The organism is Hoeflea sp. AS60 (genome assembly GCF_038900115.1).
Lineage (GTDB): Bacteria > Pseudomonadota > Alphaproteobacteria > Rhizobiales > Rhizobiaceae > Hoeflea.
This window is the reverse complement of the sequence record NZ_JBBMQP010000006.1, coordinates 34,623-57,556: the sequence shown is the minus strand read 5'-3', so window position 1 is coordinate 57,556 and position 22,934 is coordinate 34,623. Positions and strand designations below refer to the sequence as shown.

The following is a 22,934-nucleotide window of genomic DNA, read 5'->3' as shown; positions in this document are numbered from 1 at the left end:
ATTCCAGTGCTTTTGCTCATCCTGCCGCCGTCGGTCGCCAGGTTTTTTGCGGCATCCTCCAATCGATACCTTCCAGCAGATAACCAAGCTGTGCGGGCGTGATCACCACCGAGACATCGGCCGCCGACGGCCAGATGAAGCGCCCGCGTTCAAGTTTCTTGGTGAACAGGCAGGCCCCTTGTCCGTCGTGCCAGATGACCTTGATCAGGCCACCGCCACGCCCGCGGAATACGAACAGGTGTCCGCACATCGGATCGCGCTTCAGCGTCTCCTGCACCATCAGCGACAGGCCGGGAAAGCCCTTGCGCATGTCGGTATGGCCTGTCGCCAGCCAGACCTTCACACCAGCAGGGACCGGGATCATCGCCGACCCAGCACACAATCGAGAATGCGGCCCAGGGCATCCGTGTCAATGTCGCTGTCCACGCGGACACGCCGACCCCGACCGAGTTAAATCGTCACATCGCTGCGCTTTCGGCGGGAGTGTGATGGCCCAGACGGCTCTGAGGAAATCGGTTGGGCTACTGATGCCGCTTCGGACACGATCACAGGCACCAGCGTGCTCGCCGCTTGTGTCCTCGGCTCCTCTATCTGGCAAAGCTCCTTGCGCCAACGGAAGAGTTGACTGACATGGATGCCTGCCGATCGCGCAATCTCGGAAAGCACGGCTCCAGGCTCAAGGCAGGCCGCGACAAGCCGTTCCTTCTCGTCACGGGACCAGCGCCGCCGGCGCTCCACAGAGGTGATGATTTCAATCGGACGCATCGTCATAGGACTACTCCTAGTGTTTGCACTAGGACTTCCGATGTTCGCCTCAACCTCGCAAGACGGCCCTTACCGTGGGGTTACGTCTGCCAAGTAATTTGCCCGAATCATCGGAAAAAGGGGCGAGAAAGTGGTAAGTGCTGTTCGGCTCGAACCTTGACCACGCAAGTTGTGCCGTTTCGCAGACTAGCGCTGTGAAAGAGATGGCAAGAATGCGCCGATAATGGTGAAAAACTCCCGAAAAGTGCGGCGGTCTAAGCGGCAAAATATCGGGAAGGAAATTCCCAAATTTGAATCAATGACGAAGGAAATTGCGTGCGTGCTGTGGAAAATCCGATCAGACGAAATTTCATATCGGGTGGTGTAGGCCGAAATCGAAAGCGGTGAGTGTTTCAACAGTATTCGCCATAAGCGAACACTGTGATTTGGAAAATTCACAAGCCAGCGGATGCCGTCGCATCAGCATCCTAGCTATTTTTCAATCGCTTCATGCGGCGTTTCAATTCAGTCAACAAATTCGTGCGGTGATAGGGCGACATTTTGCGCCACGCCTTGATTTCATCCATAGTCCGGCCGCAGCCCGCACACCATTTATTGCGCGGATCGAAGCGGCACAAATCGGCGCAAGGCGAGTCATTCTTCATCATGAACCTTATTTGAGGTAGGCGCGAATGACGTCGATAAGTTCGGCCGCGCCTTCGTCACGCTCTTTCTGCGTGAGCCCTCCGGCGGCCAGGTGCATTAGGATATGGTCTTCGATGACTTCGCCCATTAGACCGTTAATGGCACCACGGGCACCCGCGATCGTTTGCATTACTTCGACGCAACCCTTTTCCTCCTCAAGCATTCGCTCTACGCCCTCCATTTGCCCGCGAATACGACGCACGCGGTTGATCAGCTTTTGCTTCTCGCGGATGGTATGGCTCATGAGGATGCTCCTTCGGTAAGGACAGTTTGTTCAGGCTGTGCGGGTTTCGACCTCCACAGTCACATGCGACAGATCGCGAATGGCCGCAAGCTTTGCGCGGTAATAGGACGGCGCATGCGGGTCATCGACGACAATCGAGATGATGGCTCCGTGGTGGCCAGGCCCGAGTTGCCAGATGTGAAGGTCAACGATTTCCGCGCCTTCCTGGATGAGGATTTCCTGAATTTCCTCGGGGAGGTCTTCGCCCTCAGGAACGTAGTCGAGCAGGACGCCGCCCGTATCCCGGATTAATCCCCACGACCAGCGAGCGATCACAATAGCGCCGACAATACCAATAGCCGGATCAAGCCAGAGCCAGCCGTACAGACTTCCGAGAACTAGCGCGCCGATCGCCAGAACGGAGGTCAGGGCATCGGCCAGTACGTGGATATAGGCGGCGCGAAGGTTCTGATCCTGGCCTGCATTGTGCCCTTGTCCGTGCACGTGGCCATGATCATGCCCGTGATGGTGATCATCCTTGAGGAGCCATGCGCAGACAAGGTTTACAATCAATCCGACCACCGCCACGATGATGGCTTCCTTGAAATTGATCGCTACAGGCGACTGGAAGCGCAGAAAACTCTCCCAGCCGATAAGGACCGCGATCAGCGCCAGTATCACGGCGCTGGCAAATCCTGCGAGGTCGCCGAGCTTGCCAGTGCCGAATGAAAAGCGGCGATTGCTGGCATGCTTGCGAGCATAGAGATAGGCCAATGCCGCGATGAGCATGGCAGCCGCGTGAGTGGACATATGCCAGCCATCTGCCGTTAAAGCCATCGACCCGAACATGTTTCCGGCGACGATCTCCACCACCATCATGGTGGCGGTGATACCAATCACTAGCCAAGTGCGGCGTTCGTTTCGTTCGTGATTGTCGCCAAGGAAGAAATGTTCATGGGCGGCGTGGAGCGCGCGACCATGGCGATGATCGTGCGGATGGGGGTGGTCGTGCGCATGCCCGTGAGATGAACTCATAGCCAAAACTCCTTTTATATATAATAGGGGGGTATACTATTATGACAACGAATACAAACGTTCTGAAAACAGCGGAATGTTTGTTCCTCCAGAGTGGATGACTGCCTTGGGGAGAAGCCGTGTGAAAACTCCGGCGTGACCATCGGAATGGTGCGATTGAGCAGGCGGATTTTGCGCTAACCGCAGGCTGTGAGGCGTCGGAAGCCGGTCCCGGTGGGTAAGTGGATGTGTTTCGGGGGCAAAAGGAAAACGATGGCTATTCGTCACGGCCCTCCAATTGCTGTGTCCGCCAATAGAGCGCGTCATAAATACGCCACCAGGTCTTGTCCCGGCAGAACCGCTTGAGATAGCGATGCACCGTACTCTTTGAAAATCGTGAGACAGCAACGTCCATTGGCAACCCGATTTCAGCAGGTAGAAGATGGTGTCCATCATGGAGTGCAGTGACGTCTTGCGTCTGCGGCCCGCGGCGGCTGAGACGGCATGAATGGCTCGGTCAAGCCCCATTCCTGGTCCTTAGGTCATGAGCGTAACACATCCCACTTCCGTCATGGTGACGGTGGGTGATTGGTGTACAGGCCATTCGATCTCCCCGTATTTGTCTCAAAACACGAGGAATCTGATTGCCACGCTTCACCTACCACCTGCTACCCAACCGGCCATTCTTGAACAGACACTCAGTCAATTGATCGGCCCGCTGGATTTCCTCTCACGAAAAGTTAATCACACATCATGTAGACAAAAGGAACATTTGTGGCGAAAAGAGATGCCATGAACCGCTTTATGACCTTTACTCTAGCATTGTTCCTCTCGCTTTCGGCTTTGGCGCACTCGTTTGATGCGGTCGATATTGTTTATGATTGCGAAAGCACAATTGATCTGGTCGAATGCAGTTCGAGTGTCGCGAATGGCGCGCTTGGCTCCGACCCCGTGCCGCTGGGCGAGGAAACCGAAATCAAGAAATCCGTCCACTGTCAGATGCACTGTGCGATTTTCGCTGAATTTGCTGTTTCGACTATCACAGTTGAGACAGGGGAGCATGCTACAGTTTTCAAGGCGTTGCTCCTCTCAAAGGTTGGATATTTAGTCCCAAGGCCGCCAAACGCTCACGGTTGAATGTCAATTGCGCCTAAGCGCCCATCGGCAACTTTCAACAACTTGAGTGTGAAACATGATTTCAAAAAGAGGACTTCTGTTCGGCATCGGTGCCGGCATCGCCGCGTCGTTAGGGCTACCCGCGCACGCCCACACCGAGAAATTCAAACTGGACGAGAAATTTGCACCGCAGACCGTTCGCTACAGCGGTTACAAGCCCGGTACTATCATAATTGATCCGCAAAACCATTTCTTGTATTTCCAGCTTCCATCGGGCAAAGCTCGACGCTACGGGATCGGAGTGGGACGTGCCGGTCTGGCTTTCAGGGGCGAGGCGAAGGTCGGGCGAAAAGCCAAATGGCCGTCATGGACCCCTACAGCCAATATGATCAGCCGCAATCCGGAGAAGTACGCACGCTTTGCCAAAGGCGTACCCGGTGGCCCGACCAATCCGTTGGGCTCGAGGGCACTCTATTTGTACAGGGACGGGCGCGACACGCTCTACCGCATTCACGGCACGACGGAACCATCTTCGATCGGGCGTTCAGTTTCCAATGGCTGCATCCGCATGATCAATGACCACGTTGAAGACCTCTTTGAGCGGGTGCCAGTTGGCGCTCAAATCGTGGTGCTTTAGATCGAAGTCCTCTTTCCCGTCCACGCAATTGCGGATCGCAGATCAGTTCCGGATTTTGCGGCTCGGTTTCCACAGATGTGGTCTTTGAACGAGTTCACCATGCAAGAAGTTATGAAAGTTGAAATGATATGAACCGCCGTCAATTCATATGTGGAGCTGCGGGCTCTTCAGTGCTGGCTTTGTCCGGATGCACCTCCTCAACCAGAATCGAACAGACGGTCGAGGCATTGCCATCCAAACCGAATTTAGCCACCGTTCAGGCAATGTATGGACCGATGCCCGGAGAACGGTTCCCGCTGCCCGCTATCAACATAAAGAAGGTGCCATCCAAATTCTGGAGGCGGCAGGTGAATTTCCCCAGTCCATATCCAGTCGGAACGGTCATCGTCAACACAAAGACATATTTCCTTCATCTGATCCAGGAAGGTGGAAAAGCTATTCGTTATGGCGTCGGTCTCGGCCGCCAAGGGTTCGAATGGTCGGGTGAAGGCGTGATCCAGTGGAAGCAGGCTTGGCCGAAATGGACCCCGCCGGACGAAATGATCGCGCGGCAACCTGAGTTGGCGAAATGGAGCGCCAGCAATGGCGGGATGCCGCCTGGTCTCGACAATCCTCTCGGCGCGCGCGCCCTTTACATCTTCCAGAACGGTGAGGATACGCTGTATCGCATCCACGGATCGCCGGAATACTGGACCATCGGCAAGTCGGTTTCCAGCGGTTGTGTGCGCATGATCAATCAGGATGTCGTGGATCTATATGGCCGCGTGACCAACGGAGCCAGGCTGATCGTAGTCTGACACCAAGCGCAAGAAACGAAAAATGATGCTGCCGATGATCAGAAAAAAGCACCGTAAGAGCCGGGTATGCCGATCCAGTGTGGTTGGCATCCTCATGGCAGGCCTGGTTTTGTCCGGATGTGTGACGAGCACTCTGGAGCTTGATGGCCGAGGCAACGTTCCGATCCCGCAAAAAACTATCGCCCAAATGCGGGATATGGGAATGAGGCCTACAGACCCGGTGCTGGTTCGCATTTTCAAGCAGGAAAGCGAACTGGAAGTTTGGAAACGGGATTCAACCGGTAAGTATGCGCTGATGAAAAGCTATCCGATGTGCCGGTGGTCCGGCGGATTGGGTCCAAAAAAATTCGAAGGCGACCGTCAGGCACCCGAAGGTTTCTACACGGTGAATTCGGGCAGAATGAACCCAAAATCGCAATACTATCTTTCCTTCGATCTCGGCTATCCGAACAACCTCGAGCGCGCAAAGGGCTATACCGGTTCCGCCCTGATGGTTCATGGGGCATGTTCTTCCTCGGGTTGTTTTGCGATTTCCGACGAGTATGTCGCGGAAGTTTACGCCGTTGTCAGAGAAGCATTAAAGGGCGGTCAGCAGGCTGTTCAGGTCCAATCCTATCCGTTTCGGATGACGCCCGAAAATCTTGCGGTGCATAATGATGATCCAAATTTCGACTTTTGGATGGATCTCAAGTCAGGCTATGATCGCTTTGAAGTGCTGCGCCAACCACCACGGTTTCAGTTCTGTGAGGGGCGCTACCGGTTCGGCGAACCCCTCAACGGAGAAGCGCCCGCCGACCCGCTTGGACAATGCCCTCCCTTTGAGCCAGAGGTTCAGCAAGTGGCCGTGAAATCGAGCGGCGACATTGAGAAAATGAAAAGCCTGCTAAACGATGTCCAAAGCCCTAGTCTTGCCTATTCGGATGGCGGTATGAACCCGGTTTTCCGCAAGATTCTGGCCAAGAAAGGTCCGCAGTATTTGTCGGAAATCACATCATCGACTTCTGTCCCGGTCAGCCGGCCGCAAGCAGCGCTCGCCGATCCCTTCGTCGACGGTCGGCAACCCTTCAAAACAGGCGTGACAAGGGAACAATGATTGCCAGCATCACGGGCTGATGAAGCAAATAGATTGCCAGGCTGTGGCGGCCCAACCAGCCGAGCCTGACTAAGAATGGGGTATCCAAACCCGCACTTGTCAGCCGGTTATTGCCAATGTCCAACACTTTGGCGAAGGCGATGCCAAGAAGTGTCGCGCCCGCCCAGGGAACCACCGGCACGAAATCATTGCTAAGCGACGGGTTGGCTGAAAAGCCAACCCACGCCAGCCATCGGGGATCAAAGGCCGGTAGCGAGATAAACCATGGAAGCGCCATCATCGCCGATCCGGCCAACAGACTTGCTGAAGCCGGCAGCCTGAGAAATGCAATCCCGATAAGACTTGCGACTGCAATCGAATGCAGGATGCCGAAGTACACAAACGCGCTAGGAAATGCCAGGAACGTGACGATTGTTATGGCCAAGGCGGCAGCAACAATGACGGCGAGCCGCCGAAAAAATATCCTTGCCCTGAACTGGGCTCCATGCGCAAGAACCAGACTTACTCCGGCAAGGAACATGAAGCTTCCAGCCAGCGAACGCCCGAACGCGAGCCACAGCGGATGAAAGGCCAAGCCCGATATGAACCCAGTGAATTCCAGATCCCAGACGAGATGGAAAAGAACCACGCCAGCAATTGCCACTCCGCGTGCAGCGTCAACAGCCAGTAGTCTCTTTTTTTTCATTCTGTTCACAAAAACCTTATCCGCTGGCCGTCAACCGGCAACAGTTTCTCAATTCCCCAGCGTCCGCGGTGCGAACAGGATGATGCCTGCCCCGAGAACGCAAACCGCAGCGCCGGTCAAATCCCAGATGTCAGGCGCTGTCCTTCCACTGTCAGAAGCCAGAGGAGCGAAGCAGCGATGTACACACCGCCATACGCAGCATAAGCGCGGCCAGCAAAGTCGGACGGGGCGAGCGTCAATAGCCAGGCGAAGGCCGCAAGGCTCACAAGGCCTGGGATAAGCCAGAGGACACTCGCCCCCTGCCGCATCCAGGCCCAGAAGGCAAAACAGCCTGCGATTTCGCCCAAAGCCGCGCTCGCATAGATAGCCAGCGTTTCAAACGGGCTCAAGAAGCCCCCTCGCCCTCCCGGTGACCGTGATCGGCCGCGCAAAGCGAATGGTCGCCCAGCACTTCAATCACCCGGCAGTCGGCAATACTGCCGCCCGCGCATTGCGCCACCATGCGCGTCAATTCAACCTTCAGCGAGGAAAGACGCGCGAGCCGTTTCTCAATTTCTGCCAATTGAGTCTTGGCAATAGCGTCCGCTGCAGCGCACGGCTGATCAGGATGGTCAGATAGGCTGAGCAGATCGCGGATCGCGTCGAGCGTGAAGCCCAATTCCCGCGCATGCCGGACGAAGGTCAGCCGATCAAGCGCCTTGCGGCAATAGAGTCTCTGGTTGCCACCGCTGCGTTCAGCCTCCGGCAACAAGCCGATTTGCTCATAATAGCGGATGGTCGGCACCTTGACTCCTGCCGCCTGCCCAAGTTTTCCGATGGTCAACATAAAATATCTCTTGAAGCTACAGTAGCTAGAGACATTAAAGAGAGTGTCTAACGAAGACAAGGCCCGCGGGACCCCGCTGTTGGGCGAAGGAAAAACGGTGACGGAAATGGAAAAAAACAAGGAAAACAATTGCGACTGGACAGTGTCTGGCATGGATTGTGGGTCTTGTGCGACAAAGATCAAGGACGCGGTGGCGCGGCTGCCAGGAGTTACCGGTGTTGAGATCGGCATCATGTCCGAACGTCTTCGACTGACGCTCGACGAAGGCAAGACCGGCCGCGACAAGATTGAGAAAACCGTTCGTGCGCTTGGCTACGATATTACGCCGCGCGTGGCGACGGCGGAACCGGTCGATGTATATGACCGTGATGGAAACGGTATGGGCCACGCCCAGGTGGACGGCAAGGCAAAGGATGATTCCAGCCACGGCAGCCCCGGCCATGTCCATGACGATCCCGCCGATCGGGGCAAGCGCTGGTATCAGACGGCCAAGGGTAAATTGGTGATCTTTACCGCCCTGCTCCTCGTGGCTGCCTGGGGAGTGAAGCTGACCATTCCAGAGGTCGGCAATTGGGCCTTCGTCACAGCGTGCCTGATCGGGGTTGCTCCCGTCGCCCGCCGTGCCTTTGCAGCCTTACGCATGGGACAGCCCTTCACCATCGAAAGCCTGATGACGATCGCCGCCATCGGCGCGCTGTTCATCAATGCCGCGGAAGAAGCGGCTCTGGTGGTTTTCCTCTTTGCTGTGGGGGAAGTGCTGGAAGGCGTGGCCGCAGGCAAGGCGCGCGATGGGATTCGCGCGCTTGCCAATCTCGTTCCGAAGACAGCCCTTCTAGAGAAGAACGGCGCGACGCGCGAAGTGCCGGCAGCGAGTCTTGCCTTGGGTCAGACCGTGCTTGTACGTCCCGGCGATCGCATCCCGGCGGATGGCGAAATCAAAGAAGGCACCTCGGGCGTGGATGACAGTCCGGTGACCGGCGAAAGTGTTCCGGTGAACAAGGGACCTGGTGATCCGGTCTTTGCTGGGTCGATCAACACCGAAGCGGTGCTGCGGATCACAGTGACCAAAGCCGCCGAAGACAACACCATTTCGCGCATCATTCGTCTTGTTGAAGAGGCCGAAGAAGCACGCGCGCCGACCGAACGGTTCATTGACCGCTTCAGCCGCTGGTATATGCCTGCCATCGTCACTGTTGCGGCTCTGGTTGTGCTGGTACCGCCCCTGGCCTTTGGCCAGCCTTGGGACACATGGGTTTACCGCGGGCTGGCGCTGCTGCTGATCGGCTGCCCCTGTGCGCTCGTGATCTCGGTTCCCGCCTCCATCGCTTCGGCGCTGTCAACCGGCGCGCAGCGCGGCATTCTGTTGAAGGGCGGTGCCGTGATCGAGGCTGCAGCGAAGGCATCTCGCGTTGCCTTTGACAAAACCGGGACGCTGACCCATGGGCGGCCTGTGGTGACGGATATCGTAACTTTTGGCACAACTACCGAGGCTGAGCTTCTGGCTGTCGCGGCGGGCGTCGAAAGCGGCTCCAGCCATCCATTAGCTGTCGCCATTCTGAACAAGACCAAGGAGGCAGGCCTAGCAGTCCTGCCCTCACGCGATGCAAAGGCGCTGATGGGCAAGGGTGTGATTGCCACGGTGGGTGATAGCTCCGCCTGGGTGGCTTCACCCGGATATGCCAAGGACAATGCTGGAATTGACGATGCGGGCCTCGCCCACGCGACAGTGTTCGAGGAAGAGGGCAAGACCGCCGTTGTGGTGTTCCGTGAAAAGATCTCGCTTGGCATCATCGCCATGCGTGATGAACCACGCGCGGATGCGCCCGAAGCGGTGCGCCAGTTGAAAGCAATGGGCATTACGCCCCTCATCCTGACCGGGGACAACCCACGTACGGCCGCGGCGATCGCGGGGAGCTTGGGCATGGAGTACCAAGCCGACATGATGCCCGAGGACAAGCTCAAGGCCATCCGCAACATGAGCGAGCATGGCGGCGTGATGATGATCGGTGACGGCATCAACGACGCACCTGCGCTGAAACAGGCAAGCGTTGGTGTGGCCATGGGATCTGGCACCGATGTCGCGCTCGAAACGGCCGATGCAGCCATCCTTCGCGACCGGGTTACCGACATCCCGGCCACCATCCGCCTTACCCGTGCGGCGATGGCCAACATCCGCCAGAATGTAACCATAGCGCTCGGCCTGAAGGCCGTGTTTCTGGTGACCTCGGTTCTGGGGCTGACCGGCCTCTGGATCGCAATTATGGCCGACACGGGAGCGACGGTTCTCGTCACGCTGAATGCATTGCGACTGCTGCGCTTCAATCCAGAACGGGAGACCTGATATCATGATTTCCAGTTTTGGTTGCTCCGCCTTGACCCTGTTTTTCGCCTATTTGGTATCCTATTCTGGGGCAGCGCGATCGCGACGCGGTCAGCGGGCAAGCCGATATGCCTGTTTGCAAGGACTAAGGGCTGCAACCGGTGGGCCGAAAACGAGTTTCCAATGGCATTTTTATTGCTTCTCTTCGACCGCTCACCTGGCTGGCTTGGCCCACAGCGCGCCATATGGACTCTTTCTGGGAATATGGCTCGATTGCTGCGCTTGGTGTGGCCGGCGTGTTCGTGGCGAAGATCGGCGCGAAGCTAGCATTCACCGCCCAGATGTCGATGGGGAGTTCGTGGCGCGTCGGCGTCGCCGAGGGGGCGACAGGTAACGTTATATCGGATGGGCTCTACCGTTTCAGCAGCAACCCCACCTTCGTCGGGCAATTCGTGCTCCTCGCAGGTTTCGGGATCGCGGTTCCGGAAATCCTGACGATCCTAGCCCCGCTGATCTTCTTATGGTCAGCCTCAACTCAAATTCGGTGCAAGGAGACTGCACTGCGTCAGGCTTTGGGACCGGATTATGACCGCTACGCTGCGGCGGTGCCGTGCTGGATCAGTCTGCGTCACGGGATAAAGCCATGGATGCACGGATGATATATATATTGATCGGAACCACGTTGCTCACCATCAACTTACAAAGGCGGCGGCACTGTCGCTCCTCTCAACGGGTGAGGAGGTGGAATTCTTTACCGGATTAAACCTTATGCTCGCCTTCAACGAAGGGGCGAGCTTGGGCATGTTCTCAGATGTTATGGCCGGCAAGCCGCTGCTCATGGCAACGCTAGCCGGGGCGTTGACTTTGATCCTCGCCGTCATGGCGTTCCGTGCGCATCACCGCTTCGAACGGACTGGCTTCGCTTTGATCTTGGGCGGCGCTCTTGGCAACGTCGTCGATCGATTGCGTCAGGGTGCAGTCACCGATTTTCTGGATCTGGCATGGCGTGATTGGCGCTTTCCCACGTTCAATGGGGCGGACATAGTCATCACTCTCGGTGCGCTGTGCTTCCTGTTTACGTCGTTCGCTTCACATAGGAGAGAGGACTCTGGTGTTGGTCAATCCTGAACCTCAACCATTGCCAGCCGAGCAACTGCCCTTACTGGCGGCGTTCGTCATCGCCCTGGCGGCAACTCTTGGCACTCTCTTTATTGGTGAGGTCCTCGGACAGAGGCCCTGCACTCTATGCTGGTATCAACGCATCACAATGTTTCCCTTGGTGCCCATCATCGGCCTATCGATTTGGCGCGGCGACGGCATGGCCCACCGTTAGCGCTGGCAGGTTTGGCGCTGGCAGGCTGGCATTCTGGGCTCTACGCCGGTTGGATTCCACAATTTATGGCTCCTTGTACCAAGGATGGCCCATCCTGCTCTGGTCCAGCACAGCTCATCCTTGGCCTTCCCATTCCCTACCTATCGCTAATCGCCTTTGCCGCAATCCTGGTATGTCTTGATCTATCGAAAGGAAAACGCAAATGAACCGGCGCACTCTCTTGCTTGGAGCGTCCACTTTCGGCCTCGCAGTTTTTGGCGGCGGCGTCTTTTTCTTGACTAAACGTAACCAACAGGTGGACACTGAAGCCGTTGTCGCGGTTGATCCGTCGTTGCTGGTTCGCAGCTATTCACCGAGCTTCGGTCCTGAACAGGCTCCGGTAACGCTTGTCGAATCCTTCGATCCGTCCTGCGAAGCCTGCAGAGCCTTTCATCCGGTGGTCCAGAAAATACGTACCGAGTTTCCGACGCAAGTGCGGATCATCATGCGCTATACCGTGTTCCACGAAGGCTCGGACGAGGCGGTGCGCATCCTTGAGACGGCAAGGATGCAGGACAAGTTCGAGCCTGTGCTCGATGCCATACTTGAGCAGCAGCCTCGTTGGGCGTTGCACGATGGGCCGCGACTGGACATAGCCTGGCAGATTGCAGAGACCGCCGGACTCAACCTTGAAAAGGCTAAAAGCGATAGGCTGTTTCCAGGAATTACAGGTGTCCTCAACCAGGATATGGCGGATGTCAACGCCTTGGGAATCCGCCAGACTCCAACCTTTTTCTGGAACAGTACTTTGCGGTCAGTGCTTTGGAATCTCTGAACAGGAAGCTAGGCGCACCCAGCTTCTCAAAGACCGTGCCGTCTTCTTTCATTTTTAGGATGACAACACGGCCGTGGGTTGAGGCTGGCCGTATCTGTATGACCTGCGTCGCTGGTGCTGGCGGTGTCACACGCCTGGCGAATGGGCTTGGTCTGATTGGTGGCTTGTTCATGCTGCCACCCCCAACGTTTCCATGCCCGCATCCGTAGCCATGGCATACATGACCTGCTCGTGTGTCGGCCAGATGCAGCGGGTGGGATGCTCACGACCGTCCCAGGCGACATTGTATATGTCTGTGCCAGCCAGGTCTGCGAGTTCCTGACGCGGGACGCGACCGCCAAAGAAGACCTGCCTCCACTGGTGACGCAGACGGGCTTCTTCCGAGATGGTGACGTAGTCAAGAGAAGACCCAGGCAGCGGCGTTGGCGACGTCCTGAAACGATCTGCTACTTCAAGAGCTATAAGGTATGTCCGACATACGAAAGGCGTTCTGTTTGGCAGCAACACCCTCCACCCTTCGCCTTCTCTCGTCTCCCAGTGCGAAGAGTCAGGCCGCAAAACTTCATAGGAGATGATAAGCTTGATCATCTCGTCCGTGACTTCAAAAGGGGCTTTGCGGAAAGATGTAGATTCCGGGCTAGCCATGTATTGACGGATCGTCTGAGGGCTGCGCCCACAAGCGGCGGCTATGTATCGGAGTCCCTCTGTCTGCTTGAGCGCACTGACGAGTTCGCGGCACACTTCTGATGCAATGTATTTAGTATCCATGACTATATCTCCCATGTCGAATTAGACTTAATATACACACTACTCTTTATATAAATAATATTACGAAAGCCGACCAGATTTATTTGTAATTGTTTATTGCACTATAAAGAAAAATAATATCACAACCAAAAGCAAGGGATACCTATTATGAGATTTTTCGCTGCACTCATCGCCGCAATCGGACGTTTTCTGATAACAGGAATGTCCTCACTGGAGAAGCTTCTGTCATGGCCATGGCGTCTACTTTTTGGTGGCAAGGAGCCACTGCCTCACTACGAGCCAACAGCTCAGCCGATAGCTGTCCTCGAAGAGCTGGCGGCGAAGCGTGCCAAGGAAGCGGCACCTGAATTCAATAAAGATGGAATTTCCACCGTCATGGCGTACACAAAGGCACTGCCTCCGAGCCGCGCTACGACAGACATGAATGGTCTCAAACAGGAAGTACGTGACACACTATTGTGCATGGATGATGCTGAGCTGAAAGCACTTGGCAAAGGTGGCATTCGCGCTGCAAGGCTATTCGTCAGCGGCCGAGATCATGGCATCCACGGCGTGCCTATCGTGCGTTTCTCGAGACCGCCAATGACGGCCGAGGATAGGCCAGCACGGAAAGCTCAAGCGCAGGCTATGAAGCCTATGAACTCCGTCACTTTCCGCTGAAACTGAAAAGCCCGCCTAGTTAGCGGGCTTTTTGCTGTCTGATTTTTCATCGAGATATCTGAGCAGATCGGCGCAATGTTCTGGCGTCTCATAGACGAGATCGCCGAACATCTCACGGAGTGCCACAAACTGCTCGTCCGTGACGTCACTCGGCACGAGGCTCATGACAGCCGTGCTTTCATGCGGTCGATGCATCCCTGACGCTGTGCGCATGCAGCAGTAAGCGACCGCACCTGAGCCTCCAGATCACGAACCCGCTGCATCGCGATATCGTTGACACGATCCATCGAGTCCGCATGAGCCACAGCGCGAGCCAGAGCGTCACCATATGCGGCGTCATAGCGACGATCATTCGCCTCAGTCTGTGCATTGATAAGACTGTTTGCCAAGCCAGTGCCTGCAGCCGCCAGAATCATCATTCCAGCGCCCATGCCCATGGTAGCGTTGTGCGCGGGTGATCCAAAATTTGACATGCACCGTCTCCTTATTCGTTGAGACAGCTATGCCGGGCTCGTGGAATCCAGGCAAGGGGATGACGCGGATATAGCGATCGGGAAGTTAACCTGCACTGGACGCCCACTTGCAGAGCAACGCAGTTCGAACCGCGACGATAAGGCCAGGAATATATCCCAGCCGGATGGGTGGACATATGTTCCGAAGAGCCAGCTATTGACTATTCTTCGCACTGTTAGCTTGCCAAAGCATGACCGACTGCCGCTCCACCGAGCTATCCCATGTGGCAATACATATTTTCATATTTATAATATAAATTTAATATTCACTATTGTATCAATGCGATTTATCGCGAATAATACTTATATCGATAATAAAATACAAATTATTAATAAGGAAAAACAAAATGAAAGTTCGAAAAATAGATCATCGAGGTCGTACTGGTTTCTACTCTCATGTTTTCTTGAGCTATGTCGCCGACCTCTCACTGTCACATATTCGGGACATTATTGATGGCGGGCGCATATCTGATGAAATCGACTGTTGGATCGGTCAAGAATTGGAGAACGATGTGAGAATAGGTGCGCCATTGAACTTGTTGGCAACAATAGCCAAAGACATTGTTGCCATTGCAACTCGACATACGGACGGCTGGGCACCAGAGGATTTTAAGGCATATCCAAAATTTGTAGATGTTCCGTTTTGACAAAATAGCCCCTCCTCTTCAGCCCTCCTGCACAATAGCGCAGCGTCATAGTGCCTTGACGTTTTCCCACAGAAAGAATCTCGGTGACAAAATGCAAACGCCTGGCGGACCGCTTGGAAGCCGAAGCTAAGGCACTTCGTTCTCGGCTTCGGTATGAGGGCGATAAAGAGAGACGTTACATCCAAGACGAAATCGATGAAATAGAATTGATCCTCTGCCAGATGTGTTGTTGATCCGGAATTGGTTTGCGCCGAGGTGGCGGAATGACCTCGCGCCAGATGTTGGCCAGTTGGAGGTTTGTTTCCAAAGATTGATGATTTGGCAGGACCGAGTCTCGTAGGCATCCTCTGCGTCACGGCAAACGCCTGCTGACCGCCCATTCCGTCGATAACCTGATCCAAGGGGCCAGCAAAAGCGACAATGGTAGCTTCTGTCACTCCTAGATCAGGGACTACCCCCTAACTTCCGCTTTCCGCCCGAGGTTGGCAATTTCTCTTTGGTGCTTTCGTCCCATTGCTGACCCTGACGAGGCGTCCACTCATTGACCGCTTCGCGCCCTCAGGTCGGCCGTTCGCTGTCTTGGACCCAGCTCCTGTAAGCAGCCATTCCCTACACTCCGCACCAAGGTCCTGATAGGGCGGGAAGCTGACGTTCGCAGCGCAAAGCTTCGAAGGCCGGATTGCGCCAAAATGCGGCCTTCGAATGCAAGTGTTATCGTGTATCTCCGCTCTTGGCTTGCCATCACCTCTGAGCTCTTTGCTTTGGAGATGACATCAATCGTCAGAAGTCTCGAATGGCCTCCACCACGCTCTCTCTCGATCCTCTGCCCGCATTTAGGATAGCGAGTATGACGGACGCGATAAGTAGGGAGAGAACGATCGCAAGATAGGTCCATGGTACCGTCAACGATTCAGGCGGCGGATCGAAGACACCCGTTAGCAGTTTGACCAGCATCCATGCCGTAACGCTTCCCGAGACGAGCCCAAAGATAGTACCGCAGACAGCGACAAGCGCACCTTCTGCCCACAGAAACGCGCTGAGCTGTGCTGGCTTGGCACCGATTGCCGTCAAGATTGCAAAATCGCGTCTACGGTCGTTGAAGCCGAGGGCAAGCACCAGGCCCGACGCGGCTGCAGCGAGAATGACGGCGAAGATCAGTTCGATGCGTGTCAGACTCGATAGGTCAACAGCGGTGAGGCTGGAGCCTATGATATGGGTGGCCATGCCGACGTCCTTGACCTGTAAAGCAGGATTGTTGGCCAGTGTCGTGCGTACGGCTTTGGCCAATGCCGTCGGGTTTCCGTCGGAGCGCATCAGCACGTATTCGTCGGCTGAGTTCCCTGTCACTTTGGCGATGTATTCGGAATTGGCGACAAGAAACGAATCTCTCGGCGCGGTTGGAAATTCGCGTGCGATCCCCACAAACTTAAATGGTATGGCGTGATACTGGTTGTCGCTGGCGCTCATGAGCCGGAGATTGACGATATCACCATGTTTGAGCTGAAAGTCGTTCACCGTCTCTTCAGAGACAAGAACACCATTAGGTGTGTTCGCAAGCGATGAAAGAACTGCAGATACAGTACCTCCGGTAAAATAGGCATCCGCAAGGCTGGTCGCACTTCCGATTGTGTTCGGATTGATGCCGTATATATCCTGCAAATCCGAGCCAACATAGACGAAACGGTGCTGCATCGGCTCAGCGGCAACAACGCCCGGAAGCTTTTTCAGGTCTTCTAAATGCGTGCCTGCGGGGTTCGCAATTGTTCCAAATACCGTTACATCGGAGCCGTTGGTCAGCTCGGCATCGACCCGAGCCTGAGCATTATAGGTGGTGTTGAATATCGCAGTTGATGTGGCAAAGGATACAGCCAAAGCTGTCATTGCGATGCCGAGTGTCAATCGGCGTGCCTGGCGCGAAAGCGATGCGGCAGCCGTCTCAGACAAGCGTCCAGCGAAAGGCGAGACAAGCCCTTTAAGAATGGGGCCGTTGGCCGCTATGGCCGTAAAGGCAAGCCTCATGATGAAAAGACCTGAGCCGACCCAAAACAGTGCGGGGGTCAGAAACGCCTTATAGTCAACTGATGCTGCAGGAACACCCTCTGGTGCGAGCACGACCTGGTATCCGGTACTTGCCGATTGCCAGAACAACAAACCCGAAGCCACAAGCAAGATGACATCCAGCCATAGCCTCTGCCACAGTGGAACGGAACCACGTCCAACAGTGCGGCGGGCGGCTGAAACAGTCTCCTGACGGGTCGATAGCCATGCTGGCAGCAGGACCGCTGCCAGTGCGAGTGCGAACCCTGTCAAGGCAGCAAGGAAAGCTGAAGTAACAGCGCCAGATGCCGTGCCGTTAATCGACAATCCCCATCTTGCAAAGAGATAAGCGCCTGCAAGACCCAGAACAATTCCAGCCAGACCCGTTGTCACAGCCTCGGTGGCCGACAGCGAAAGAATTCGACTGGTCGAAGCGCCACGTACGCGCAAGAGCGCCTGTTCAAGCAAACGTCTGCCTGCACCGCTTGCGGTGGCGGCCATGGTTAGAGCTGCGGCCAGAACCACGCCGGGTATTCCAAGAAAGAGGAACAATACGGTTGCATAAAGGGAGTCGCCCCGCACCGCATCAAGGCGGGCGGCCAGGTTGTTGGCGACAAGTGCCTGGCCCGCGACCTGAACCTCCAGGTTCTTTGCAGCTCCCGCCACTTCGACATAGGCCTTGGTTGGTTGCGCAGGAAGGGCTTCATGGTTCAAGCGAACGTGGAACTGCAATCGTGTTGTGTCTGGGCGTACGACCTGCTGTGGGTCGAAAATCCTGTGCCAATCGGCAATCGGGAGAATGATCACATTGTCCGGTGGTGCCTGCGGAGCGGCCTGAGCGGGAAGGCCCACGGCTTGGAAAAGGGAGTCTGCATCGGGCAAATCAACGACCCCGGATATGGTGACGGTCTGGGGCCCCAATCCCTCTCGATTGATGATGACCTTGTCACCGGGACCGACATGCAGATTGGCTGCGGTCTGCTGGGCGATCAGTGCCCCATCCGGTGTTCCCGAAAGCGGTCTGACTTCCTTTGGAAAGTCCTTCAGATAGCCAGTATCAAATGCTATGATTTTGCCAGCGCCCGTGGTCTGGACCGTTCCGCCTGTTTCGGCCTTCAATCCAGTTGTCTTGGCATAGTAGACTTCATGGATGGCGTCGGTCTTTGCTGCCTTGCTGATCGCATCGTGAATGGTTTTGGTGTTTGATCCCGGAATGGCTTCAACTTGCCAGTCAATTGGCAAGCCCGAAATGGCGCGCTTGGTCATAGATGAAGAACTGCTTGCAAGAAAAAAACCAAGGCACGCCAAGAGGGCGACCGTAATTGCGACGCCGAAGGTAGCACCCGCAAGGCGTATTATCCGATGACGCGCCAGTCCGCTGATCCAGTAAAAGTTCATGAGACTGACTCCAGTTTATGTTGGGAAGTTTTCAAAACGCCGCGATCAAGCATCCATCTCTGGTCCATCCTGCCTGCGATATCGGAGTCATGGGTCGCCACCAGCAAGGCTGTGCCGCCCGCTTGGGCTACCTCGAATACCGTTTCCAGGAACAAGTTCGCGGTGGAACTGTCGAGTTGCCCCGTTGGCTCATCGGCAAGGACTAATTTCGGGCCGATCACCAATGCGCGCGCCATCGCAACCCGTTGTGCTTGTCCGCCGGACAACTCCTCTGGGAGCTTCTCAGCGAGATCAGCCAGCCCAAAACGTTCCAACATTTGTTGCGCTCGGCTTCCAGAATCCGTAAAGCCGCCTGCCAACACCATTGGTAGGGCGACATTGCGAGCGATATTCAGCGCGGGAAACAAGCTTGGTGACTGGAAGACAAATTGCACCTTGGATGGCTGAAGCTGCTCACGAATACCCAACGCAGGCCAATTCACCGCACCTCGCGTGGGTTCGACGAGACCACCCAGAATGTGCATCAACGTGGATTTGCCGCTACCTGAAGGACCTACAAGTGCCAGACGATCACCTGCACGAATTGTGCAGGTGATGCCAATCAGCACATTAACCGAGGTGCCGTCGGCCAAGTTGTAATCTTTGGCGACGTTCCCGGTTTCCACTAAAATGTCATTTGTCATCGAGCTTCCCATCTTTCAAATGGACGATCCGGTCAGCCCTGTTAGCCAGGGCCTGACTATGAGTGGCGATAAGGGTTGCGAGACCCGTTTCCCGACGGAGGTCGAATTGATCGAGAAGACGTCGTTCAGTGGCCGCGTCGACTTCTGCGGTAGGCTCATCAGCAATAAGCAGCGCCGGATTATTTGAAAGCGCTACAGCTAGTCCCGCCCGTGCGGTCTCCCCGCCAGAAAGATTTGCGGGGTAGGCATCTGCACGATGCGCGATCCCTGCCATCTCGACGAGAGCCTCCAATCGCGCCTCATCGACAGCCCCTAGCAACATCATTTGAAACCGAATGTTCTCAGCCACGGTGAAGTGCTGAAAGAGATTTCCCGCTTGCAGCAAGATGCCAAAATTGGATGCCCGTAATCGGGCCCGCTCATATTCGGCACGGCGAGACATTTGCACGCCGTCGATCAGGACTGCTCCAGCATCTGGTTCGTCGAGACCTGTGAGGCAATTGAGCAAAGTAGATTTGCCACTACCTGACGGCCCCATGACTGCAACCGTCTCGCCCCGGGAAACTGTCAGACTGACGCCGCGTAAAGCAGCCGTTTCATCGTCACCGATGTGGAAAAATCGATACAGTTCATGGGCTTCCAGAATGGACATCCTTAGTTCCACCTGAAGGACTGCGACATCAGTTGCCACTGGTCGACATTGTCTGCGCCAAGCGGGGCATACAGATCGAGCGAAACAATTTTGCCACTCTTGTAAAACAGGTAGCGATTGTTTTCCTGCCGTACCTGCTTGTTGGTGACCGCATTTGGTTCGGAATTTGAACTGTAGGAGATGAGAAAAGCAGAACCTGCTGGCAACTGAACAGGCTTTACACCATCGATTGTGACGGCGCGTCCGTGACTTTCCAACATTGGAAAGTATTCAGTAATGATGCTCGCAGCCGTAGGCGCAGTGGATGCATCAGACATTGTCACGATTACGCCATCGAGTTTGTCGACAAAGCTTACACCGTCGGCGTTGTCACTTCGCGCCCAGCCTTCCGGAACTTTCATCGTGAAGCCTGCAGGTGAGACGTAATCAACGAAGACTTGGGTATCGGGAATGTCACCGGGAGGGTTTTTCTCCGGAGCCACAGCCTTTTCCGCATGCGCGGGGATGGCAGTAATGGCGGGGGACAGAGCCACACCTAAGAGCGAAAATGCGATAAGTGCACTGTGAAGTGTTCGGTGAGTCTGGCTTCTAGACTTGGTCATTTCAATCTCCTTTACAAACGTGATTTCCGTTTGAATAAGGAGGGTGGACCGTCAGCCTTACAGTGACTGTGAGAAATTCATACCGATTTGTAATAAAGATCAGGATCGCTCAATGAGCGTAGACTTGAGTACCAAAATCAAACGCCAGTAATCTTTCGGAATATGCATGGCTCCATATCGACCGCGGCAAAAAGCCACCGTCCGATACTGGACGGTGGCGTGGCTTTGAGAAAATTATTTATTGGAGCAATCGATCCCACTTTAAAATACGTTGTCTTGCTCTGGAAACGCAAAGCTCAATGCCCACTCGCTCGAAATGACCACATTTCTGACAGGGACGCTTTAGACGTAAAGTGATGGAGTATGGCAAGTCCAGCATGGCCAATCAAATAGGCCCATACCAAATTTGCAAAAGTGACGTGCAGCAACAAATCGTTGGCGACCCAATTGGTTTCTTCGCCCCGACCAAGCTGCATGGCAATCGCGAAAGCAACACCTGTTGCAGCCATACCCGTCATCAGCAATAGACCAAGACCATGCACCGCCGAAGCAAGCGGCTTGTCATCTTTGTAATCTGGCAACTTGAACGACTTTAAGGCTGCGAAATGCTCCAAGATATCACCCTTCAACAACCGAAGCCGTTCAGCCGAGAACCACGGTATGAGTGACGTAAGAGAGGTTCCCTTCTTTCGCGCCATGATGATACCCCAAAACAGCAGGGCAAACAGAAATGCCAAAACCCCAGAGTACTGGTGAATTGTGAACGCAATATCAGCGGCGTTTCCATCCAGAGGGGGAACCATTATCAGACTGCTGATAAGTTGGGTCACGATTGTAGCCGCGAGCACCATGTGAGACAGTCTGGTCGATCGAGAGTGAAGTCTGTTTATTTGCAATTCTGCGTTCATGGTGAGCTCCGTTTGTTAAGGGGAGCATCGCTGCTTTAGATTACAAGTAACTGAAGGAAAATATAATTTTTCGTAAGGCAGGCTTATCGCACAGCTGGCCACCGCCCCAACTGAGGCGGTGGCCAAACCTAAAGGCGCTTAGTCGGTTTCCGCGCCTCCCGTCTCGTGGTCATTTTCGTCATCCGCTTGGTCGCCTGCCTGTTCTTCGTTTGCAGCCATTTTGGTCACCACGCCGGCCGAGGCATCCACCAAGAAATCATGTTCAGTGCCATCGGCCGCAAGCAGAGATATTTCATAAGCTGGCGCATTGTTGTCCACGGTAAACTGCACTTCGGCAACTTTGCCTGGTTGCTCAGCCTGAACAGCCTTGATCGCATCTGCGGCGGTCAATTTCGCTGACATGAGCGCCTTAGTCTCCATCGCATGTGATGTATCATGTTCATCAGTCGCATTCGCTGCTCCAGCTGCCACAAAGCTGAGACCCGAAGCCATAATCGCGGTGGCGACAATCAAATGTTTCTTCATCTGTTTTCTCCTTGTTAGGGATCACCAAGTGCGATCCGATGACAGGAAGATGGCGACTGAAACTCACCAGCGCTTTTCCACAGCCTTACGCATTCTTATACTGTGTGGCCCCGATGTGGCGATTGAGCGCCAATTTTATGTCTGCTCCTCTCACAAAGAGCGGGAAAGGCGGCGACGGGCTGCTTCTCGGCTGACGCTGAAAAACAATGTAGCGATGCTGCCGACCAGTAGGAAAATTCCACCATAGAGTGACGGAAGATTTGTCGCGTCGATAATCAGCGCTGCGACTGCGACCACCGCCAGCATAGCCGCAGTCAGCCGTGCGTCGGCAACGAACATGCTGAACAGTTCTGACATGACGTCTTTAAGGATATTCATGGCGTCACCTCTTCTACGGGTTGTTGGACCATTCGGGCAGCTATCAGGCCCGCAAGCAAAAACAGGATGGCAATGACAAGCAGAGCCATGTCATGTCCAGGCCAATCCACTCCCAGGCCTTCGCCAGTCCAGAATACACCGAAAGCTGACAGCATCACGCCAACGCTGAACTTGAGGGTGTTTTCCGGCACCCGAGCCAGCGGCCGATGGGCAATGATTCCAGCCAAAAGTACCAAGACGCAAGCCGCAAGAGCGCCCAGACTGGCAGGCCACAACAGACCTCGACCCGAGCCAACCGCTATCACAATGAAGATCACTTCGAGACCTTCCAGAAGAACTGCCTTGAAAGCCGCAATCCCAGCAATCCAATCCTGCGATGTCTTTTGGCGGTTAACCTCTACGCTCAACTCTGCCGTTTCCCGTGCGAAAATCGCGGTTTCATCATGCAGCGGTATGACGCCACCCGCACGCAGGGAAGCTTTGCGCAGCCAGCCGATGCCGAAAAGCAGCAGCAGCACACCGATCAGCAGTTGGAGCACATTGAGTGGCACCTGGTCCAACAATGGGCCGAGAACAACAACGATTGCAGTCAGTACGAAAAGCGCGGCCGCCGTTCCTGTGGCAGCGGGCTTCCAGCCACGTAGCGTGGCGACAACCAGCACGATGGTGAATGCCTCGACGACTTCGACGATCGAAGCGAGAAAGGCTGCGCCGACGGCGGGGCCTGCGGTAGACCATTCGATCATTTCGGGACTCCTGTTTTCCATTTCGGCATCTCAATCCATCTATGGATTTCCATGCCTATACGGCCATTGGGCAACGGACTTCAGCAAGTTGATTGCGAAAGCTAATGTGTT

General features: G+C 55.1%; 29 protein-coding genes and 1 pseudogene. 11 read left to right on the top strand and 19 right to left on the bottom strand.

Annotation, left to right across the window (positions count from 1 at the left end; translation table 11 throughout):
* Nucleotides 1-16: 16 nt before the first annotated feature.
* From tnpB to dmeF, 5 genes are all read right to left on the bottom strand, one after another.
* On the bottom strand, nucleotides 17-364 hold the full coding sequence (gene tnpB / locus WNZ14_RS22225) for an IS66 family insertion sequence element accessory protein TnpB (protein WP_342870883.1): 348 nt from the start codon (nucleotides 362-364) through the stop codon (nucleotides 17-19).
* 86 nt (nucleotides 365-450) lie between these two features.
* Nucleotides 451-771, bottom strand: coding sequence for a transposase (locus WNZ14_RS22220; RefSeq protein WP_342870882.1), 321 nt, complete (start codon nucleotides 769-771; stop codon nucleotides 451-453).
* Between the two features lie 461 nt (nucleotides 772-1,232).
* Nucleotides 1,233-1,412 carry a DUF1289 domain-containing protein gene (locus WNZ14_RS22215; protein ID WP_342870881.1) on the bottom strand — a complete coding sequence of 60 codons (180 nt, stop codon included), beginning with the start codon at nucleotides 1,410-1,412 and terminating at the stop codon, nucleotides 1,233-1,235.
* 5 nt (nucleotides 1,413-1,417) lie between these two features.
* On the bottom strand, nucleotides 1,418-1,693 hold the full coding sequence (locus WNZ14_RS22210; RefSeq protein WP_342870880.1) for a metal/formaldehyde-sensitive transcriptional repressor: 276 nt from the start codon (nucleotides 1,691-1,693) through the stop codon (nucleotides 1,418-1,420).
* A gap of 30 nt (nucleotides 1,694-1,723) precedes the next feature.
* Nucleotides 1,724-2,707: a CDF family Co(II)/Ni(II) efflux transporter DmeF gene (gene dmeF, locus WNZ14_RS22205; RefSeq protein WP_342870879.1), complete on the bottom strand. Its 984-nt coding sequence runs from the start codon at nucleotides 2,705-2,707 to the stop codon at nucleotides 1,724-1,726.
* A 771-nt stretch (nucleotides 2,708-3,478) separates the two neighbouring features.
* Here dmeF and WNZ14_RS22200 point away from each other — a divergent pair.
* From WNZ14_RS22200 to WNZ14_RS22185, 4 genes are all read left to right on the top strand, one after another.
* On the top strand, nucleotides 3,479-3,823 hold the full coding sequence (locus WNZ14_RS22200) for a hypothetical protein (protein ID WP_342870878.1): 345 nt from the start codon (nucleotides 3,479-3,481) through the stop codon (nucleotides 3,821-3,823).
* 55 nt (nucleotides 3,824-3,878) lie between these two features.
* Nucleotides 3,879-4,439, top strand: coding sequence for a L,D-transpeptidase (locus WNZ14_RS22195; RefSeq protein ID WP_342870877.1), 561 nt, complete (start codon nucleotides 3,879-3,881; stop codon nucleotides 4,437-4,439).
* Between the two features lie 347 nt (nucleotides 4,440-4,786).
* Complete coding sequence (locus WNZ14_RS22190; RefSeq protein WP_342870876.1) at nucleotides 4,787-5,236, top strand: L,D-transpeptidase; 450 nt, start codon at nucleotides 4,787-4,789, stop codon at nucleotides 5,234-5,236.
* Between the two features lie 22 nt (nucleotides 5,237-5,258).
* Complete coding sequence (locus WNZ14_RS22185; protein ID WP_342870875.1) at nucleotides 5,259-6,329, top strand: murein L,D-transpeptidase family protein; 1,071 nt, start codon at nucleotides 5,259-5,261, stop codon at nucleotides 6,327-6,329.
* On the opposite strand, the gene WNZ14_RS22180 is transcribed toward WNZ14_RS22185, so the two are convergent.
* From WNZ14_RS22180 to WNZ14_RS22170, 3 genes and pseudogenes are all read right to left on the bottom strand, one after another.
* On the bottom strand, nucleotides 6,301-7,014 hold the full coding sequence (locus WNZ14_RS22180; protein WP_342870874.1) for a heparan-alpha-glucosaminide N-acetyltransferase: 714 nt from the start codon (nucleotides 7,012-7,014) through the stop codon (nucleotides 6,301-6,303). The two genes, WNZ14_RS22185 and WNZ14_RS22180, sit on opposite strands and share 29 nt — an antisense overlap.
* A gap of 48 nt (nucleotides 7,015-7,062) precedes the next feature.
* A pseudogene (locus WNZ14_RS22175) lies at nucleotides 7,063-7,361 on the bottom strand (YnfA family protein).
* A gap of 38 nt (nucleotides 7,362-7,399) precedes the next feature.
* Nucleotides 7,400-7,840 carry a helix-turn-helix domain-containing protein gene (locus WNZ14_RS22170; protein WP_342870873.1) on the bottom strand — a complete coding sequence of 147 codons (441 nt, stop codon included), beginning with the start codon at nucleotides 7,838-7,840 and terminating at the stop codon, nucleotides 7,400-7,402.
* A gap of 106 nt (nucleotides 7,841-7,946) precedes the next feature.
* Here WNZ14_RS22170 and WNZ14_RS22165 point away from each other — a divergent pair, with 106 nt between their 5' ends.
* The 5 genes from WNZ14_RS22165 to WNZ14_RS22145 all read left to right on the top strand — a co-directional run bounded on the left by WNZ14_RS22165 (nucleotide 7,947) and on the right by WNZ14_RS22145 (nucleotide 12,307).
* Nucleotides 7,947-10,181 carry a heavy metal translocating P-type ATPase gene (locus tag WNZ14_RS22165; protein ID WP_342870872.1) on the top strand — a complete coding sequence of 745 codons (2,235 nt, stop codon included), beginning with the start codon at nucleotides 7,947-7,949 and terminating at the stop codon, nucleotides 10,179-10,181.
* 224 nt (nucleotides 10,182-10,405) lie between these two features.
* A complete protein-coding gene (locus WNZ14_RS22160; protein WP_342870871.1) occupies nucleotides 10,406-10,819 on the top strand; it encodes a hypothetical protein in 414 nt (137 codons plus the stop codon).
* Between the two features lies 1 nt (nucleotide 10,820).
* Complete coding sequence (lspA, locus tag WNZ14_RS22155) at nucleotides 10,821-11,288, top strand: signal peptidase II (protein WP_342870930.1); 468 nt, start codon at nucleotides 10,821-10,823, stop codon at nucleotides 11,286-11,288.
* Nucleotides 11,218-11,493: a disulfide bond formation protein B gene (locus WNZ14_RS22150; RefSeq protein WP_342870870.1), complete on the top strand. Its 276-nt coding sequence runs from the start codon at nucleotides 11,218-11,220 to the stop codon at nucleotides 11,491-11,493. Before lspA ends, WNZ14_RS22150 begins: the two co-directional genes overlap by 71 nt.
* A gap of 202 nt (nucleotides 11,494-11,695) precedes the next feature.
* On the top strand, nucleotides 11,696-12,307 hold the full coding sequence (locus WNZ14_RS22145; RefSeq protein WP_342870869.1) for a thioredoxin domain-containing protein: 612 nt from the start codon (nucleotides 11,696-11,698) through the stop codon (nucleotides 12,305-12,307).
* 168 nt (nucleotides 12,308-12,475) lie between these two features.
* Here WNZ14_RS22145 and WNZ14_RS22140 read toward each other — a convergent pair whose 3' ends face one another.
* A complete protein-coding gene (locus WNZ14_RS22140) occupies nucleotides 12,476-13,075 on the bottom strand; it encodes a hypothetical protein (RefSeq protein ID WP_342870868.1) in 600 nt (199 codons plus the stop codon).
* Between the two features lie 147 nt (nucleotides 13,076-13,222).
* On the opposite strand from WNZ14_RS22140, the gene WNZ14_RS22135 reads away from it, so the two are divergent.
* Entirely contained in the window at nucleotides 13,223-13,735 is a 513-nt protein-coding gene (locus tag WNZ14_RS22135) for a hypothetical protein (protein ID WP_342870867.1), read from the top strand.
* 15 nt (nucleotides 13,736-13,750) lie between these two features.
* Here WNZ14_RS22135 and WNZ14_RS22130 read toward each other — a convergent pair whose 3' ends face one another.
* The gene (locus WNZ14_RS22130) at nucleotides 13,751-13,900 is read right to left on the bottom strand and encodes a hypothetical protein (protein WP_342870866.1); all 150 of its coding nucleotides are present in this window, start codon (nucleotides 13,898-13,900) and stop codon (nucleotides 13,751-13,753) included.
* A complete protein-coding gene (locus tag WNZ14_RS22125) occupies nucleotides 13,897-14,208 on the bottom strand; it encodes a hypothetical protein (RefSeq protein ID WP_342870865.1) in 312 nt (103 codons plus the stop codon). The genes WNZ14_RS22130 and WNZ14_RS22125 overlap by 4 nt, the downstream gene beginning before the upstream one ends.
* A gap of 386 nt (nucleotides 14,209-14,594) precedes the next feature.
* Here WNZ14_RS22125 and WNZ14_RS22120 point away from each other — a divergent pair, with 386 nt between their 5' ends.
* A complete protein-coding gene (locus tag WNZ14_RS22120) occupies nucleotides 14,595-14,894 on the top strand; it encodes a hypothetical protein (RefSeq protein WP_342870864.1) in 300 nt (99 codons plus the stop codon).
* A gap of 780 nt (nucleotides 14,895-15,674) precedes the next feature.
* On the opposite strand, the gene WNZ14_RS22115 is transcribed toward WNZ14_RS22120, so the two are convergent.
* The 8 genes from WNZ14_RS22115 to WNZ14_RS22080 form a co-directional block, all read right to left on the bottom strand.
* Nucleotides 15,675-18,329, bottom strand: coding sequence for an FtsX-like permease family protein (locus WNZ14_RS22115; protein ID WP_342870863.1), 2,655 nt, complete (start codon nucleotides 18,327-18,329; stop codon nucleotides 15,675-15,677).
* Nucleotides 18,326-19,012, bottom strand: coding sequence for an ABC transporter ATP-binding protein (locus WNZ14_RS22110; protein WP_342870862.1), 687 nt, complete (start codon nucleotides 19,010-19,012; stop codon nucleotides 18,326-18,328). The genes WNZ14_RS22115 and WNZ14_RS22110 overlap by 4 nt, the downstream gene beginning before the upstream one ends.
* Nucleotides 19,002-19,664 carry an ABC transporter ATP-binding protein gene (locus tag WNZ14_RS22105; RefSeq protein WP_342870861.1) on the bottom strand — a complete coding sequence of 221 codons (663 nt, stop codon included), beginning with the start codon at nucleotides 19,662-19,664 and terminating at the stop codon, nucleotides 19,002-19,004. Before WNZ14_RS22105 ends, WNZ14_RS22110 begins: the two co-directional genes overlap by 11 nt.
* Before the next feature lie 2 nt (nucleotides 19,665-19,666).
* Nucleotides 19,667-20,266 carry a hypothetical protein gene (locus tag WNZ14_RS22100; protein ID WP_342870860.1) on the bottom strand — a complete coding sequence of 200 codons (600 nt, stop codon included), beginning with the start codon at nucleotides 20,264-20,266 and terminating at the stop codon, nucleotides 19,667-19,669.
* A 296-nt stretch (nucleotides 20,267-20,562) separates the two neighbouring features.
* Nucleotides 20,563-21,174 (bottom strand): cytochrome b/b6 domain-containing protein, encoded by a 612-nt coding sequence (locus WNZ14_RS22095; RefSeq protein ID WP_342870859.1) that lies wholly within the window; start codon nucleotides 21,172-21,174, stop codon nucleotides 20,563-20,565.
* A gap of 138 nt (nucleotides 21,175-21,312) precedes the next feature.
* A complete protein-coding gene (locus tag WNZ14_RS22090; RefSeq protein ID WP_342870858.1) occupies nucleotides 21,313-21,699 on the bottom strand; it encodes a PepSY domain-containing protein in 387 nt (128 codons plus the stop codon).
* A 150-nt stretch (nucleotides 21,700-21,849) separates the two neighbouring features.
* A complete protein-coding gene (locus WNZ14_RS22085) occupies nucleotides 21,850-22,077 on the bottom strand; it encodes a hypothetical protein (protein ID WP_342870857.1) in 228 nt (75 codons plus the stop codon).
* Complete coding sequence (locus WNZ14_RS22080; RefSeq protein WP_342870856.1) at nucleotides 22,074-22,823, bottom strand: hypothetical protein; 750 nt, start codon at nucleotides 22,821-22,823, stop codon at nucleotides 22,074-22,076. Before WNZ14_RS22080 ends, WNZ14_RS22085 begins: the two co-directional genes overlap by 4 nt.
* Nucleotides 22,824-22,934 lie beyond the last annotated feature (111 nt).

What these genes read in the sequence shown, in the direction of transcription:
- WNZ14_RS22135 (WP_342870867.1), top strand. Translation starts at nt 13,223, where the DNA reads ATGAGATTTTTCGCTGCACTCATCGCCGCAATCGGACGTTTTCTGATA.
- WNZ14_RS22215 (WP_342870881.1), bottom strand. Translation starts at nt 1,412, where the DNA reads ATGATGAAGAATGACTCGCCTTGCGCCGATTTGTGCCGCTTCGATCCG.
- WNZ14_RS22140 (WP_342870868.1), bottom strand. Translation starts at nt 13,075, where the DNA reads ATGGATACTAAATACATTGCATCAGAAGTGTGCCGCGAACTCGTCAGT.
- WNZ14_RS22100 (WP_342870860.1), bottom strand. Translation starts at nt 20,266, where the DNA reads ATGACCAAGTCTAGAAGCCAGACTCACCGAACACTTCACAGTGCACTT.
- WNZ14_RS22185 (WP_342870875.1), top strand. Translation starts at nt 5,259, where the DNA reads ATGATGCTGCCGATGATCAGAAAAAAGCACCGTAAGAGCCGGGTATGC.
- tnpB (WP_342870883.1), bottom strand. Translation starts at nt 364, where the DNA reads ATGATCCCGGTCCCTGCTGGTGTGAAGGTCTGGCTGGCGACAGGCCAT.
- WNZ14_RS22210 (WP_342870880.1), bottom strand. Translation starts at nt 1,693, where the DNA reads ATGAGCCATACCATCCGCGAGAAGCAAAAGCTGATCAACCGCGTGCGT.
- WNZ14_RS22080 (WP_342870856.1), bottom strand. Translation starts at nt 22,823, where the DNA reads ATGATCGAATGGTCTACCGCAGGCCCCGCCGTCGGCGCAGCCTTTCTC.
- WNZ14_RS22120 (WP_342870864.1), top strand. Translation starts at nt 14,595, where the DNA reads ATGAAAGTTCGAAAAATAGATCATCGAGGTCGTACTGGTTTCTACTCT.
- WNZ14_RS22200 (WP_342870878.1), top strand. Translation starts at nt 3,479, where the DNA reads ATGAACCGCTTTATGACCTTTACTCTAGCATTGTTCCTCTCGCTTTCG.
- WNZ14_RS22165 (WP_342870872.1), top strand. Translation starts at nt 7,947, where the DNA reads ATGGAAAAAAACAAGGAAAACAATTGCGACTGGACAGTGTCTGGCATG.
- WNZ14_RS22090 (WP_342870858.1), bottom strand. Translation starts at nt 21,699, where the DNA reads ATGAAGAAACATTTGATTGTCGCCACCGCGATTATGGCTTCGGGTCTC.
- WNZ14_RS22145 (WP_342870869.1), top strand. Translation starts at nt 11,696, where the DNA reads ATGAACCGGCGCACTCTCTTGCTTGGAGCGTCCACTTTCGGCCTCGCA.
- WNZ14_RS22220 (WP_342870882.1), bottom strand. Translation starts at nt 771, where the DNA reads ATGACGATGCGTCCGATTGAAATCATCACCTCTGTGGAGCGCCGGCGG.
- WNZ14_RS22130 (WP_342870866.1), bottom strand. Translation starts at nt 13,900, where the DNA reads ATGAGCCTCGTGCCGAGTGACGTCACGGACGAGCAGTTTGTGGCACTC.
- WNZ14_RS22170 (WP_342870873.1), bottom strand. Translation starts at nt 7,840, where the DNA reads ATGTTGACCATCGGAAAACTTGGGCAGGCGGCAGGAGTCAAGGTGCCG.
- WNZ14_RS22160 (WP_342870871.1), top strand. Translation starts at nt 10,406, where the DNA reads ATGGACTCTTTCTGGGAATATGGCTCGATTGCTGCGCTTGGTGTGGCC.
- WNZ14_RS22085 (WP_342870857.1), bottom strand. Translation starts at nt 22,077, where the DNA reads ATGAATATCCTTAAAGACGTCATGTCAGAACTGTTCAGCATGTTCGTT.
- WNZ14_RS22110 (WP_342870862.1), bottom strand. Translation starts at nt 19,012, where the DNA reads ATGACAAATGACATTTTAGTGGAAACCGGGAACGTCGCCAAAGATTAC.
- WNZ14_RS22095 (WP_342870859.1), bottom strand. Translation starts at nt 21,174, where the DNA reads ATGAACGCAGAATTGCAAATAAACAGACTTCACTCTCGATCGACCAGA.
- WNZ14_RS22125 (WP_342870865.1), bottom strand. Translation starts at nt 14,208, where the DNA reads ATGTCAAATTTTGGATCACCCGCGCACAACGCTACCATGGGCATGGGC.
- dmeF (WP_342870879.1), bottom strand. Translation starts at nt 2,707, where the DNA reads ATGAGTTCATCTCACGGGCATGCGCACGACCACCCCCATCCGCACGAT.
- WNZ14_RS22180 (WP_342870874.1), bottom strand. Translation starts at nt 7,014, where the DNA reads ATGAAAAAAAAGAGACTACTGGCTGTTGACGCTGCACGCGGAGTGGCA.
- WNZ14_RS22105 (WP_342870861.1), bottom strand. Translation starts at nt 19,664, where the DNA reads ATGTCCATTCTGGAAGCCCATGAACTGTATCGATTTTTCCACATCGGT.
- WNZ14_RS22195 (WP_342870877.1), top strand. Translation starts at nt 3,879, where the DNA reads ATGATTTCAAAAAGAGGACTTCTGTTCGGCATCGGTGCCGGCATCGCC.
- WNZ14_RS22115 (WP_342870863.1), bottom strand. Translation starts at nt 18,329, where the DNA reads ATGAACTTTTACTGGATCAGCGGACTGGCGCGTCATCGGATAATACGC.